Below are 14287 nucleotides of genomic sequence, written 5' to 3'. Positions count from 1 at the left end.
GCACGCGGTGGGCCGGAAGGCGCGGGCTCGTTCAGTGCGAATGCGCGCAGGTGGCGTCGTGGACGTGGCCGTGGTTCAGCCGCAGGTTGGCCAGATGCGCCAGCCCCACCAGGGTGCCGCCGAAGGTCATCACCACGGCATGCAGCACCACCGAGTGGTGCAGCGGCGGGTACAGCACCGCCAGCCACAGCGCACCCAGTCCGGGCAGCAGCAGCCCCAGCGCGCGCATCGTGCGGTGGCGGCGGTAGCTCCAGACCAGCACCGACAGGCCGAACAGGCTGGCAAAGGTCACGAACGCCGTCTCGAAGCCATCGTCCAGCCACAGCGCCACGCCCAGCGACGGCAGCAGCGCGACCGCCAGCGGGATCAGCGCGCAGTGGATGGCGCAAAGCAGCGAACCGGTGGCGCCGAGACGGTCCAGCAGCAGGTGCAGGCGTGAATTCATCGGGGCATGACGTCCGGCAGGGGGGATGCGATTTGTTATGTTATAACATTATCCTCATCGGCGCACTCCTCTTTCCAACGGACCCGCATGTCATATCCCGCCCCCACCCTCCGGCCCGCCCTGCTTGCCTCCGCACTGGCGCTGGCGCTTTCTCCCGTCCTCCACGCTGCCGATGCGCCGCAGCAGGCCAGGCACGACAGCGCACCCAAGAACCTGAGTGCGGTCGAAGTGCATGCCACGCCGCTGGCGGACACCGCCGAGAACCTGACCGCGCCGGTGGAAGTGCTGGCCGGCAGCAAGCTGGACGAAGCCAAGGCAGGCACCCTCGGCGAAACCGTGGCCGGCCTGCCCGGCGTGCAAACCTCCAACTTCGGCCCCGGCGTGGGCCGTCCGATCATCCGCGGTCTGGACGGCGCGCGCGTGCAGGTGCTGAGCGACGGCCTGGGCTCCGGCGACGTGTCCACGGTCAGCGTCGACCACGCGGTGAGCATCGAGCCCTTCCTTGCCGACCAGATCGAAGTGCTCAAGGGCCCGGCGACCCTGCTCTACGGCAGCGGCGCGATCGGCGGCGCGGTCAACGTGGTCGATGGCCGGATCCCGGTCGTCCGCGCCGACGCCCCGCTGTCCGGACGCGCCGAACTCCGCCACGACGGCGTCAGCGATGGCAACACCGGCACGGTCCGCATCGACGGCGGCAGCGGCAGCATCGCCTTCCATTTCGATGCCCTGCATCGCGAAGCCGGCGACTACCGCATTCCCGGCTTCGCCGAGAGCGCCGAACACCGCGCCGAACTGGGCGAAACCCCGTCGCCGGACGAAGCCGGCATCCTCGCCAACAGCGCCGTGCGCACCGACAGCGCTGCACTGGGCATTTCCTGGATCGGCGAGCGTGGTTTCCTCGGTGCCGGCTACAGCCTGTACAACACCCGCTACGGCATTCCCGGCGGCCACGCGCATGGCGCCGGCGAAGATGACCACGCCGACCACGCCCTTGAAGAGGCGGGTCCGGTTCACGTGCAAATGGACCAGCGTCGCAACGAACTGCGCGGCGGCCTGGACGACCTCGGCCCGTTCGCCTCGCTGCGGGTGAAGGTTGCCGACACCAGCTACACCCACACCGAATTCGAGGGCGATGCGGTCGGCACCGTGTTCAACAACCGCAGCCGCGAGGCGCGGGTGGAACTGGTGCATCAACCGCTGGCCGGCTGGAACGGCGCGTTCGGCCTGCAAGCCAGCCAGCGCGATTTCACCGCGATCGGCGACGAGGCCTTCGTGCCCGGCACGGTGGCCGACGACACCGGCCTGTTCTGGATCGGCAAGCGTGCGTTCGGGCCGCTGCAGCTGGACCTGGGCCTGCGCCACGACCGCAACCACGTCGACGTCGACCGCGCTGCGTCGGCCGCGCCGGACCGCGATTTCAGCACCACCAGCGTGTCCGCCGGACTGGGCTGGAAGATCAATGATGCGCTGCACTTCAACCTCGGCCTGGACCGCGCGCAGCGTGCGCCGACCGCGGAGGAGCTGTATTCGTCGGGCCTGCACGTGGCCACCGGCAGCCATGAACTGGGCGACGCCGGGCTGGGCATCGAAACCGCCAACCGCATCGAGCTGGGCATGCACCTGCACCACGGCCCGTTCGAACTGCAGTTGTCCGGCTGGCATGCCCGCTACGACGACTTCATCTATCTGGCCAACGCCGACATCAGCGTGGACGGCGCCCCGCTGCGCCTGTGGCGCCAGGATGACGCCCGCCTGACCGGGTTCGAGGCCAAGCTGGACTGGGACATCGTCGACAACAGCAGCGGCCGCTGGTCGCTGGGCCTGTTCGCGGACAGCGTGCGCGGGCGGTTGGCGGCGGCGGCCGGCACCACCGCGGCGGTGCCAGTGGAAGTGCCGCACGGCGACCACAGCCATCTCGAACAGGCGCAGGTTGCCGCCGGCGGCAACCTGCCGCGGATCGCCCCGTCCCGCACCGGCGTCCGCCTGCGCTGGGAACGCGACGCCTGGCGCGCCAGCGTCGGCGCGGTGCGCCACGCACGCCAGGACAAGGTGGCGGCGTTCGAGCACGCCACGCCCGGCTACACCCTGGTCGATGCCCACCTGGCCTGGCATCTGGATACCGCCGGTGGTCGTGAGTGGGAAGTGTTCCTCGATGCCGCCAACCTCACCGACCGCGAGGCGCGCCCGCATACCTCGTTCCTCAAGGACGTGGTGCCGCTGCAGGGCCGCAACCTCGCGTTCGGCGTACGGATGTTCTTCTGACCTCAGCCCCTGCGCCTCAGCTGCGCGCAGGCGCGGAAGTCACCCGGCTTCCCCGCCCGCGCAGCGCGCGCACAAACCGTGCACTTCCAGCGTCTGCGCCTGCGGTGCAAAGCCCAAGGCCCGCGCTGCCGCATCCAGGGTCGCCACGATGCTGGCGTCCTCCAGCTCGGTGGCCGAATGGCAGCGGTTGCAGATCAGGAACGGCACCGAATGCTGCGCGGCGTTGGGATGGTGGCAAGCCACGAACGCGTTGATCGACTCCAGCTTGTGGATGAAGCCGTTGGCCAGCAGGAAATCCAGCGCGCGATAGACGGTGGGCGGCGCCACGTTGGCACCGTCCTCGCCGGCGCGGAAGCGATCCAGCAGGTCGTAGGCCTTGATCGGCTGCCCGGCCTGCGCGATCAGGCCCAGCACGCGCGCGCGCTGCGCGGTCAGGCGCAGGCCGCGCTCGCCGCAGGCGCGCTCCACCGCGGCCACGAACGCGTCGGCGTCGTCGACATGGTGATGCGGATCGGTGCAGGCATGCGATTTACCCATGCACCGATGATGCGGGCTGCAATGGCCCAGCTCAAGCCGCGGCCGTCGACCCCGCTTCAACCGCGCGCGCCAGCGCGGCGGTCAGCGCCGTTCAGCCAATCCGCGCGATGGCCGCATCGATCCGAGCCAGCGCTTCGTCGCGCCCGCACAGATAGACCGTCCAGCCGATATCCGGGCTGACCTGGGTGCCGGTGATGGCCACCCGCAGCGGCTGCGCGATCTTGCCCATGCCGATGCCAAGTGCCTCCGACACCGCCTTCACGACATCGTGAATCGGATCGGGCGACCAGTCGACCAGTTCGGCAAGCCGCGCCCGCATCTGCGCCAGCGGTTCACGCGCGGCTTCCTTGAGATGCTTGGCCACCGACGCTTCGTCGTAGACGGTCAGCGAACCGAACCAGACCGCCGATTTCTCCGCCATTTCCTTCAAGGTCTGCGCGCGCTCGCGCAGCGCCACCACGAGGTCGGCCGGCTTCGGACCCTTCGCCAGATCGTAGCCGGCCTGTTCCAGGTGCCAGACGAGGTGCTTGGCCACGGCATCGGGAGCGTCGGTTTTCAGGTACTGCTGGTTGAGCCAGCCCAGCTTGGCCATGTCCAACCGCGCCGCCTTGGCGTTGACGTCGGCGAGGTCGAACAGCGACTGCATTTCCGCAACGGAAAACACTTCCTGGTCGCCGTGCGACCAGCCCAGCCGCACCAGGTAGTTCAGCAGCGCGTGCGGCAGGTAGCCGGCGTCGCGGTACTGCATGACATCGGCGGCACCGGTGCGCTTGGACAGCTTGGCGCCCTGCTCGTCGAGGATCATCGGCAGGTGCGCGAAGTGCGGCACCGGTGCACCCAGCGCCTTGTAGATGTTGATCTGGCGCGGCGTGTTGTTGACGTGGTCGTCGCCGCGCACCACGTCGGTGATGCGCATGTCGATGTCGTCCACCACCACCGCGAAGTTGTAGGTGGCGTAGCCATCGCTGCGGAAGATCACCAGGTCGTCGAGTTCGCTGTTGGCGATCTCGATGCGGCCCTTGACCTTGTCGTCCCAGGCCACCACGCCGTCGTGCGGATTGCGGAAGCGGATCACCCGGTTGGGATCGTCGCGCCAGCCGGCGTTGGCATCGCGATAGGCGCCGTTGTAGCGCGGCTTCTCGTTCGCGGCGATCAGCGCTTCGCGCATCGCCTCGAGCTCTTCCTTCGACTCGTAGGCGTAGTAGGCGTGGCCGGACGCGACCAGCTGTTCGGCGACTTCCTTGTAACGATCCAGGCGATGGGTCTGGTAGATCGGGCCTTCGTCGTAATCCAGGCCCAGCCATTCCATCGCCTGCAGGATGGCGTCGATGGCCGCCTGCGTGCTGCGCTCGCGGTCGGTGTCCTCGATGCGCAGAACGAACTGCCCGCCCTTGCGGCGCGCTTCCAGCCAGCAATACAGCGCGGTGCGCGCGCCGCCGATGTGCAGGTAGCCGGTGGGAGAAGGGGCGAAGCGGGTGCGGACGGTCATGGGGACAGGGCAATAGAGCGGAATCGTGCATTTTAGCTTGTCCTCCCTCCCCTTCCTTGAAGAGGAGGGTTGGGGTGGGGTTGTGCCCCCGCGCAAACGCCTCCTGCTGCCGGGACTTACAATTTCCGCATGACCACACTCTTCGTCTCCGACCTGCACCTCGACCCGGCGCGCCCGGACATCACCGCGCTGTTCGGCAGCTTCCTCGATGGCGAAGCACGTGGCGCCGATGCCCTGTACATCCTCGGCGACCTGTTCGAGGCCTGGGTCGGCGACGACGATCCATCCGAAGCCGGCGCGTTGGTGGCGGACAGGCTGCGCGCACTCGCCGATGCCGGCGTGCCGGCGTACTTCATCCGCGGCAACCGCGACTTCCTGCTGGGCGAGGCCTACGCCGCGCGCTGCGGCATGACCCTGCTCGACGACCCCACGGTGGTCGATCTGTACGGCACCCCCACCCTGTTGCTGCACGGCGACCTGCTGTGCACCGACGACACCGCCTACCAGCAGTTCCGCGCGCAGACGCGCAGCCCGCAGTGGCAGGCGCAATTCCTGGCGCAGCCGCTGGCGGGGCGGCTGGCGTTCGCCGCGCAGGCGCGCGCGGCCAGCCAGGCGCGCTACGGCGAGCTGGTGGCGAAAGGCATGGCGGAAACCATCGGCGACGTGGCACCGACCACGGTGCAGGAGTGGTTCGCGCGCCATGGCGTGCAGCGCATGATCCATGGCCACACCCATCGCCCGGCGTTCCACGACGAAGGCGAAGGCCGCAGCCGCATCGTGCTGGGCGACTGGTACGAACAGGGCTCGGTGTTGCGCGTCAGTGCGGACGGATGCGATCTCGCCCGCCTGTAGCACGTCACTTCGCCGCTTCGCCGCAACCGCCGAAGTCGATGTCGCCGAAGCGGAACCTCGCCGCCAGCGCGTAGTTGTTGCCGGACATGCCGTCGTTGCACTCATCCTCGATGACCGTCAGCAAGAATGAGCGGCCGTCATGGCTGCCCGCGATTTCCACCCCACCCGGGATGGCGCGACGCCGCCCCTGCAACACCAGGCCGGCGGGATCGTCCGGGGTGCTGTAGGTCAGCCTGTCGCCCTCGATACTGGCGTTCCAGAACGGCTCGTTGCCGAACACGCGGAACACCTGCAGCGGCGGAGCCACATCGCCTGGCGCCCGCTTTCCCATCGCCACCGCCTCCGGGGTAGCCGAAACAGGGCCGGCGGCGCTGGTACCCGATGCAGGCGTGGAGTCGGACGACTGCGGCGCGCTGCATGCCGCCAGCAGCAGCGACAGGACGGCAATGGAGAGCTTCATGGCGGGCTTCCGGAGACGGGTAGCCAGTGTGCCGCAACCGTCGCCACGGCGCGGCATCGGGGCTCAGTCCGCCTCGGCCAGCAGGCTTTCCAGCTCTTCCGGATCGAACCCCGCCTGCAGTCGCGCCTCGGCATTGAACGGCTTGTGCAGCACGCCGCTGGCGTATTCGCGCAACAGTTCGCGGAAGCGCGCGCGCGGCTCGATGCCGGCGCGCTCGCAGTGCCAGCGGTACCAGCGGCTGCCGGCGGCAACGTGGCCCACTTCCTCGCGCAGGATGATCTCGAGGATGCCGGCGGTGGCCTCATCGCCCAGCGCGCGCAGCTTCACGATCATGCCGGGGGTAACGTCCAGCCCGCGCGCCTCCAGCACCCGCGGCACCAGCGCCATCCGCGCCATCCCATCGTGTGCCGTCTTTTCCGCCATTTCCCACAGGCCGTTGTGGGCGTCGAAATCGCCGTAGTCGTGGCCCAGCTCGCGCAGTCGCGCGCGCAGCAGGTTGAAGTGGCGCGCCTCGTCGTTCGCCACCGCCACCCAGTCGGCGTAGAACGCGGCGGGCATGTCGCGGAAGCGGTACACCGCGTCCCAAGCCAGGTCCATCGCATTGAACTCGATGTGGGCAACGGCGTGAATGAAGGCAGCGCGCCCTTCGTCCGTACCGAACCCGCGGCGCGGCAGGTCGCGCGGATGCACCAGCCTTGGCCGATCGGGCCGGCCCGGCATGCGGATCGGCTCGGGTGGCGGCGCGTCGCCATCGACCACCAGCTCGCCGCGCGCGAACGCCGCGGCCATCGCCAGCGTCAGCGCCGGCTTGTCGTCGGGCGTGGCGGCATCAAGGCAGGCGCGGGCGGCGGAAATCAGGTCTTTCATATCGACAACGAGAGAGTCGCGATGGCGCGCGGCGGGCGATGCGTTTCAACCAAGCGAGTATCGGGGAGCGACTTGAAACGCATCGCCCGCCGCGCGCCTGCCTGGAGCCCGCACTCCTCGGGCCGGTGCGTGTCAGGGCTCGCAACACACATGCCCCCTAAAATCCCGTGGGCCGTCAGCCGGCTCTCCGCTTCTTCTTCGCCTCGTCCGAGCGCTGCTGCTGGATGCGCTCGAAATAATCGGCATCAATGCCGGTCACGTACTCACCGTTGAAGCAGGAGCTGTCGAACTTGCGGCCGGGGAACTTGGGCCCGGCCACCGCGGTCTCCAGGTCGGCCAGGTCCTGGTAGATCAGCCAGTCGCAGCCCAGCAACTGTTCGATTTCCTTCTCGCTGCGGCCGTGCGCCACCAGCTCCTCGCGCGACGGCATGTCGATGCCGTACACGTTGGGGTGGCGGACCGGCGGCGCCGCCGAGGCCAGGTAGACTTTCTTTGCGCCGGCATCGCGCGCCATCTGCACGATCTGCTGGCTGGTGGTGCCGCGCACGATGGAATCGTCCACCAGCAGCACCACGCGGTTGCGGAATTCCAGCGGGATCGGGTTGAGCTTGCGCTTGACCGACTTCGCCCGTTCGCCCTGCCCCGGCATGATGAAGGTGCGGCCGACGTAGCGATTCTTGATGAAGCCTTCGCGGTACTTCACGCCCAGCGTGTTGGCGATCTCCAGCGCGGAATCGCGGCTGGTGTCGGGGATCGGGATGACCACGTCGATGTCGTGGTCCGGCCGCTCGCGCAGGATCTTCTCGCCCAGCGTCACGCCCATGCGCATGCGCGCCTTGTGCACCGAGATTTCCTCCATCATCGAGTCGGGCCGGGCGAAATACACGTACTCGAAGATGCAGGTGGCGTGCGGCGCGGCGGGTGCGCACTGGCGCGCGAACAGCTCGCCGCCGTTGCTGATGATGATGCCCTCGCCCGGGGCGACGTCGCGCACGCGCTCGAAGCCCAGCACGTCCAGCGCCACCGACTCCGAGGCAACGATGAATTCATCGCCGGCGGCGCCGCTGCGCTTGCCCAGCACCAGCGGGCGAATGCCGTGCGGGTCGCGGAATGCCACCAGACCCAGACCCAGCACCGTGCAGACCACGGCGTAGCCGCCCTTCACGCGCCGGTTCACGCCTTCCAGCGCGGCGAACACCGCGTCCGGCGTCAGCGCGTGCTGGGTGTCCAGCTCGTGCGCGAACACATTCAGCAGCACTTCCGAATCTGAGCCGGTGTTGACGTTGCGGCGGTCCTGTTCGAACACCTCGCGGCGCAGCGCATCGGCATTGGTCAGGTTGCCGTTGTGCGCCAGCGCGATGCCGAACGGCGAGTTGACGTAGAACGGCTGCGCCTCGTCGCTGCCTTCGCTGCCCGCGGTCGGGTAGCGGCAGTGGGCGATGCCGACCTGGCCTTCCAGCAGCGCCATCGACTTGGCGTCGAACACGTCGCGCACCAGGCCGTTGCCCTTGTGCACGCGCAGATGCGAGCCGTGCACGGTGGCGATGCCGGCCGCGTCCTGGCCGCGGTGCTGGAGCATGGTCAGCCCGTCATACAACAACCCGGCCACTTCGCTGTGGCCGACGATACCCACGATGCCGCACATGCTTGGGACTTCCTGTTGGTTTGGCTCAGGGATGCGGACGGACCATGCCGTCCTTGCCTGCGGCCTTGAGTTTGGCCTTCAGCGCATCGGCTTCGGCGCGGGTCATCACCGGGCCCACCCGCACCCGGGTGAGGGTGCCGTTCGGACCGGGCACGGAATCGGTGAACGCATTGAAACCGGCCTTGCGCAGGGCGTCGCGCTGGGCCAACGCGTCCGGTGCCGAGGAGAACGCGCCGATCTGCACCACGAAACCGGTGCCGGCGGTGTTGGCCGGCTTCGCCGGCGGCGGCTCGGGCTTGGCTGCTGGCGCGGTGGCGGCCTTGACTGGTTCGGTCTTGACCGGCTCGGCCTTGGCCAGCGGCTTGGTTTCGATCTTCGGTTCCGCCGGTGCCGGCTTGGTCACCGCCGGCGCGACGGGCGCGGGGGGAGTTGCAGTCGCGGCGGCATCCAGCGCCAGCACCTTGGCATCCACGTCGCTGCGCACCTGGCCGGCGCGCAGGCGCGCCGATTCGGCGGTGGTGCGGTCGGCGAACGGCCCGATGCGCACGCGCTGGGCCTGGCGATCACCCAGCGCCACCGCTTCGCGATAGCCCGGCAGGCCGGCAGCAGTCAGCGCAGCAATCACCTTGTCCGCATCGGTCGAGCTGGCGTAGCTGCCGAAGCTGACCGCAAAATCGCCGGCCGCGACCGCTGCCAACGGTGCCGCGTCCGCCGCAGGCGCCTCGGGAGCGGCGGGCATCGCGTCCGGCATGCCGGAAACACCTCCCGTGGGTGCAGCCGCGGGGGCCACCAGCGGCAGGTCCTGGGTCACGGTGCCGTCGGGCGCCTTCGGTTCCGGCGGCACGCGCAGCGACACATCGGAGACGCCACTGTCAGGCGCGGGCCCCTTGACCAGCAGCGGCAGGAAGATGACGGCCAGCGCGACCAGCACGGCGGCGCCGACCAGGCGCTGTTTCAGCGACGTATCCATCGGCATTCCGTGAGGCCAGGGCGCGGTGGGAGGACGGATTATACCGGCATGCCGGCGGCGGTCAGTCCGCGGCGTTCAGGTAGCGCAGCGCTTCCGCGGCGGCGTGGAACGAGCCGAACGCCAGCACCCGGCCGTCGGGCGCCGCCCGCGCCAGCGCTGCCGTCAGCGCGCCCGCCACGTCGGCGTGGCAGCCCGCAGCAGCGGCCGTGCCCGCCAGTCGCTGCGCCAGCGTCGCCGCATCGCTGCCGCGCGGGCCGGCGTCCAGCGAGCCGGCCAGCAGCCAGCCATCCACTTCATCGGCCAATGCGGCCACCACGCCGGCGGCGTCCTTGTCGGCGAGCGCCGCGTAGACGGCCACGGTGCGCCGCTTTGGCTGGCTGTGCAGCCAGTCGGCCAGCGCGGCGGCAGCCTGCGGGTTATGGCCCACGTCGACGACGATTTCCACGCCATCACGCTCGAACCGCTGCAGCCGCCCCGCGACCGCGGCATCGGCCACGCCGCGCGCCAGGGCCTCCTCCTCCAACGGCAGGTCGAGCGCACGCAGCGCGGCGATCGCACAGGCGGCGTTGCGCAGCTGCGCCGGCGCGCCCTGCGCCTGCATCGGCAGCGGCAGCACGATTTCGTAACCGACCTCGCGCCAGCGCCAGTGCCCGGCATCGACCGGCTCGGCGAAGAAGTCGTTGGCGATCCGCCAGGCCGGCGCGCCGATGGCGTAGGCGTGGCGCAGCACGCTGGCCGGCGGGTCGTCGTCGCCCAGCACCAGCGGCTTGAAACCGCGCGCGATGCCGGCCTTCTCGAAGCCGATCGCCTCGATGTCGCCGCCCAACCAGTCCTGGTGATCCAGACCCACCGTGGTGACGATGGCGGCGTCGGCATCGACGATGTTGACCGCGTCCAGACGCCCGCCCAGCCCCACTTCCAGCACCGCCAGGTCCAGCCCGGCGCGCGCGAACAGCCACAGCGCGCACAGCGTGCCGTACTCGAAATAGGTCAGCGGGGTGTCGCCGCGCGCGGCCTCGACCGCCTCGAAGCCCTCGACCAGTGCGGCGTCGCCGACGTCGTGGCCGTCGATGCGCACGCGCTCGTTGTAGCGCAGCAGATGCGGGGAGGTGTAAGCGCCGACGCGCAAGCCCTGCGCGCGTGCGATCGCCTCCACGAATGCCACCGTCGAGCCCTTGCCGTTGGTGCCGGCCACCGTGACGACATGGGGAGCCGGCTTGCCCAGACCCATCCGCGCGGCGACTTCGCGCACGCGCTCCAGGCCCATGGCGATGGCGTGCGGGTGCTGGCGCTCGATGAAGGCCAGCCAGTCGGGAAGCGTGCGTGACATGGCGATATTGTAGAAGAGCGCCGACGCGCCAGCCGGGCTGCGCTTACAGCGCGCGGTGCTTGGCCTCGCCGAAGAACGGCGTGTGGTGGGCGCAGTCGTTCAGGCGCACCACTTCCAGCGAATCCACGTCCGGGCCTTCGAGCAGGTTCAGCGTGGTCGGCGCCTGGCGGAAGCTCCACAGCTTGGTCAGCGGCAGGCCAAGGATGCGCGCCAGCAGTACCCGGTTGACCGCATCGTGGGCGACCACCAGCAGGGTGTCCTCGGCGCCCAACCCTTCGCAGGCCCGCGCCAGTGCAACCCAGGCGCGATCCAGCACCATCTGCAGCGATTCGCCGCCGGCGCCCGGCATCAGCACGGTGTCCGGCGCCTCGCGCCAGGCGCGCAGGCGTTCTGGATCACGCTCGGCGATCTCGCTGGCCAGCAGGCCTTCCCATTCGCCGTGGGCGATTTCAAGGAAGCCATCGTCGAAGCCCAGCCGCGACGCGCGCGCAACGCCCAGCGCCAGCTGCGCGGTGCGGGTGGCGCGCGCCAGCGGCGAGGCCACGGCGCGGTCGATGCGCAATGACATCAGGCGTTCGCCCAAGGCCGTCGCTTGGGCGATGCCCAGGTCGGAAAGGGGAATGTCCACCTGGCCCTGATAGCGGCCTTCGGCGTTCCACGGGGTTTCGCCGTGGCGGGCAAGCAGGATCTTCATGCGCGGCGCGCTCAGCGATTGTGCAGCGCACAATCCTAGCAAGGTTGCGCGCGGTTTACACCGGGCGCGGTAGGCTTGGGTTTCCGCAGACAGGAGTCCGGGACATGCAGGCCAAAGGCGAGTTCGAAGTCACGCGCATCCCGCAGGAAGAGCTGGAGATCGGCGAGGGCGCGACCATCGGCCATTCGCGCTTCGACAAGCGTTTCCGCGGCGGGCTGGAGGCCTCCAGCGTGGTCCACATGCTGGCGCTGATGTCGCCCGTGCAGGGCTCCGGCGCCTACGTGGCGATCGAGCGCATCGAGGGCACCCTGGACGGCCGCCGCGGCGGCTTCTTCGTCCAGCACAACGGCACCATGGATCGCGGCAAGCCGTCGCTGGACGTCACCGTGATCCCCGACTCCGGCACCGGCGAGCTGGAAGGCCTGCACGGGCGCATCGGCATCGACATCACCGATGGCAAGCATTACTACACGTTCGATTACGACTTCCGCGACGCGTGAGGATCGCGCAAAGGAAAACGCCGGCGCGAGGCCGGCGTTTCCAGTTCCGACTGGAGGCGCTTACTTCTTCGGCGCGACGCCCAGCTCCTTCAGCAGCTGCGGCGCCGGCATGACCTCCTGCATGATCCAGCGCATGTAGCGCTGGTCCACCGAGATCATGCGGGTCATCACCGGCTCGAACACCCAGTTGCTGGCCACGGCTTCCTGGATGCCGTCGAAGGCCAGGCCGACCAGCTTGCCCTGCGCGTCCAGCACCGGCGAACCGGAGTTGCCGCCGGTGATGTCGAGGTCGGACAGGAAGTTCACCGGCACCGTGCCCAGGCGCTTGTCGGCAAGGCCGCCGTAACGCTTGGCGGCGACCGCATCGAGCAGCGCCTTCGGGTTGTCGAACGGCTCGGCCCCGGTTTCCTTCGCCGCCACCTGCTCCAGCAGGGTGAACGGCTGCTGCACGCTGCCGTCCAGCTTGGTGTAACCCTTGACGGTGCCGAAGGTGATCCGCAGCGAGGAGTTGGCGTCCGGATAGACCGCCTCGCCCTTGCTCTTCTTGTAGTCGGCCATCGCCTGCAGGTACAGCGGGCGCGCCTGCAGCGCGGTGCCGTACACCGCCTTCGACTTCTTCTCCATCTCCATCAGGGTGGGCATCACCGCCACCGCATACTGGATAGCCGGATCGGTGCTGGCTTCGAACGCCGCCTTGTCCGCGTTCAACCACTTCAGCCGCTCGTCCAGGCTGGCCAGCTTGCTGCCGTCCAGGCGCGCCAGCGCCTTGTCGGCGGCGGCCTTGTTGCTGCCGCCCAGCCAGCCATCCACCGCGGCAACGTGCTGCGCCGCCGGCAGTGCGACGTAGCGGTCCAGCCAGTACTGCTGCAACTGGCGATCCATCGCCGGCACGTAGCGGCGCTCCATCTGCTTCAGCCCACCCTCGATCACCGGCAGGTCGCGCTGCTGGTAGCCGGACTCGCGCTCCGCATCGGGCTTCTGCTTCTCGATGGCGAGGCGGTACAGGTTGACCGCCGTGCCCAGCACGCCGCTGCGGTTGAAGCTGCCCAGCACCAGGTCGCGCTCCTGGGTCAGCTTGGCGTCCTCCACCAGCTTCACCAGCGTGGCATGCGCGGCCAGCGCCGGCTTGCCGGCCTCCCCCTGCGCCTGCAGCCAGCCCAGCACCGCCGCCTCCTCGCTGCGCTTGAAGCCCAGCACGCCATTGCGGGCGAAGCCCTCCAGCTGGCCATCGAAGTTCTTGCTGGTGTTGTTCCAGCCGGCCATGGTGGCGGCGTACTTCACCGCGATGTCGGCATCGTTCTTGCCGGCCGCTTCGACCAGCGCGATCTGGTCCTTGTACGCCTTGGAGATGGCCGGATAGCGCCACTGCTGGGTGTTCTCGAACTCGGCGGCCAGCGCGTAGCGGTCGGTGCGGCCCGGATACCCGGCCACCATCACGAAGTCGCCCGCGCCCAGCGGCTTGTCGGCGATCTTCAGCCAGTGCTTGGGCTGGAACGGCACGTTGTCCTTGCCGAAGGCCGCCGGCTTGCCGTCCTTGCCCACGTAGGCGCGGTAGAACGCGAAGTCGCCGGTGTGGCGCGGCCACATCCAGTTGTCGATGTCGCCACCGAACTTGCCGACGCTGGCCGGCGGTGCATAGGCCAGGCGCACGTCCTTGATCTCGAGGTTCTTGAACAGGCGCCAGGTGTTGCCGCCCATGAAACTGTAGACGCGGCAGCGATAGCCGGCATCGGCTTCGCAGGCGCTGGTGGTCTTCTTCTCGAAGGCTTCCAGGGCGTCGGCGCGCGCGACCGGGTCGCTGCCCGCCGCCGCCATCGCCGCCTTGGCGTCGGCGGTGACGTCGGTGATGTCCTCCAGCACGTAGATGCGCGCGTTCGGGCCTGCCGACACTTCATCGGCCGGGGTGGCCGGGTTGAAACCGTCGCGGATCAGGTTCTTCTCGGCGGTGGAGTTCAGCTGGATCGCGCCGTAGGCGCAGTGGTGGTTGGTCGCCACCAGGCCCTGCGGGGAGACGAAGCTGGCGGTGCAGCCGCCCAGCGACACCACCGCGCCCATCGGGTCGCCGGTGAGGTTGGCCAGCTGCTTCGGGTCCAGCTTGAGGCCGGCCTTCTTCAGCGGGCCGGCGATTTCGGGCAGCTGCTGCGGCACCCACATGCCTTCGTCGGCATGCACGGCGGTGGCGAAGCTGGCAGTGGCCGCGGCGATGCCGGCGGCGAGGAGGGTCTTGCGCATCATT

13 protein-coding genes are annotated in these 14287 nt (G+C 69.3%); 3 read left to right on the top strand and 10 right to left on the bottom strand.

Going from position 1 to position 14287, the window contains the following annotated elements; genetic code table 11:
- Positions 1–31: 31 nt before the first annotated feature.
- On the bottom strand, positions 32–445 hold the full coding sequence (locus G582_RS0109260; RefSeq protein ID WP_028839606.1) for a MerC domain-containing protein: 414 nt from the start codon (positions 443–445) through the stop codon (positions 32–34).
- 87 nt (positions 446–532) lie between these two features.
- On the opposite strand from G582_RS0109260, the gene G582_RS0109255 reads away from it, so the two are divergent.
- Positions 533–2707 (top strand): TonB-dependent receptor, encoded by a 2175-nt coding sequence (locus G582_RS0109255; RefSeq protein WP_028839605.1) that lies wholly within the window; start codon positions 533–535, stop codon positions 2705–2707.
- Positions 2708–2746: 39 nt separating this feature from the next.
- Here G582_RS0109255 and G582_RS0109250 read toward each other — a convergent pair whose 3' ends face one another.
- Positions 2747–3244: a transcriptional repressor gene (locus G582_RS0109250; protein ID WP_028839604.1), complete on the bottom strand. Its 498-nt coding sequence runs from the start codon at positions 3242–3244 to the stop codon at positions 2747–2749.
- 91 nt (positions 3245–3335) lie between these two features.
- On the bottom strand, positions 3336–4733 hold the full coding sequence (gene gltX, locus G582_RS0109245) for a glutamate--tRNA ligase (protein ID WP_028839603.1): 1398 nt from the start codon (positions 4731–4733) through the stop codon (positions 3336–3338).
- A 129-nt stretch (positions 4734–4862) separates the two neighbouring features.
- On the opposite strand from gltX, the gene lpxH reads away from it, so the two are divergent.
- Positions 4863–5585, top strand: a complete 723-nt coding sequence (gene lpxH / locus G582_RS0109240) for a UDP-2,3-diacylglucosamine diphosphatase (protein ID WP_028839602.1) — start codon at positions 4863–4865, stop codon at positions 5583–5585.
- A 4-nt stretch (positions 5586–5589) separates the two neighbouring features.
- On the opposite strand, the gene G582_RS17245 is transcribed toward lpxH, so the two are convergent.
- The 6 genes from G582_RS17245 to G582_RS0109210 all read right to left on the bottom strand — a co-directional run bounded on the left by G582_RS17245 (position 5590) and on the right by G582_RS0109210 (position 11551).
- Positions 5590–6045, bottom strand: coding sequence for a COG3650 family protein (locus G582_RS17245; RefSeq protein ID WP_051247076.1), 456 nt, complete (start codon positions 6043–6045; stop codon positions 5590–5592).
- Positions 6046–6108: 63 nt separating this feature from the next.
- Positions 6109–6912 carry a ferritin-like domain-containing protein gene (locus G582_RS0109230; RefSeq protein WP_028839601.1) on the bottom strand — a complete coding sequence of 268 codons (804 nt, stop codon included), beginning with the start codon at positions 6910–6912 and terminating at the stop codon, positions 6109–6111.
- Between the two features lie 175 nt (positions 6913–7087).
- Positions 7088–8557 (bottom strand): amidophosphoribosyltransferase, encoded by a 1470-nt coding sequence (gene purF, locus G582_RS0109225; RefSeq protein WP_028839600.1) that lies wholly within the window; start codon positions 8555–8557, stop codon positions 7088–7090.
- 25 nt (positions 8558–8582) lie between these two features.
- On the bottom strand, positions 8583–9527 hold the full coding sequence (locus G582_RS0109220) for an SPOR domain-containing protein (protein ID WP_028839599.1): 945 nt from the start codon (positions 9525–9527) through the stop codon (positions 8583–8585).
- A gap of 61 nt (positions 9528–9588) precedes the next feature.
- Positions 9589–10857 (bottom strand): bifunctional tetrahydrofolate synthase/dihydrofolate synthase, encoded by a 1269-nt coding sequence (gene folC, locus G582_RS0109215; RefSeq protein WP_028839598.1) that lies wholly within the window; start codon positions 10855–10857, stop codon positions 9589–9591.
- A 43-nt stretch (positions 10858–10900) separates the two neighbouring features.
- Positions 10901–11551 carry a histidine phosphatase family protein gene (locus tag G582_RS0109210; RefSeq protein ID WP_028839597.1) on the bottom strand — a complete coding sequence of 217 codons (651 nt, stop codon included), beginning with the start codon at positions 11549–11551 and terminating at the stop codon, positions 10901–10903.
- A gap of 104 nt (positions 11552–11655) precedes the next feature.
- Here G582_RS0109210 and G582_RS0109205 point away from each other — a divergent pair, with 104 nt between their 5' ends.
- The gene (locus G582_RS0109205) at positions 11656–12051 is read left to right on the top strand and encodes a DUF3224 domain-containing protein (RefSeq protein ID WP_028839596.1); all 396 of its coding nucleotides are present in this window, start codon (positions 11656–11658) and stop codon (positions 12049–12051) included.
- 60 nt (positions 12052–12111) lie between these two features.
- Here G582_RS0109205 and G582_RS0109200 read toward each other — a convergent pair whose 3' ends face one another.
- Entirely contained in the window at positions 12112–14283 is a 2172-nt protein-coding gene (locus G582_RS0109200) for a S46 family peptidase (RefSeq protein WP_038053608.1), read from the bottom strand.
- Positions 14284–14287 lie beyond the last annotated feature (4 nt).

The organism is Thermomonas fusca DSM 15424 (assembly GCF_000423885.1).
In the GTDB taxonomy this organism is placed as follows: Bacteria; Pseudomonadota; Gammaproteobacteria; order Xanthomonadales; family Xanthomonadaceae; genus Thermomonas; species Thermomonas fusca.
Note: the sequence above shows the minus strand (reverse complement) of the source record. Positions and strands in the feature narration are given on the sequence as shown.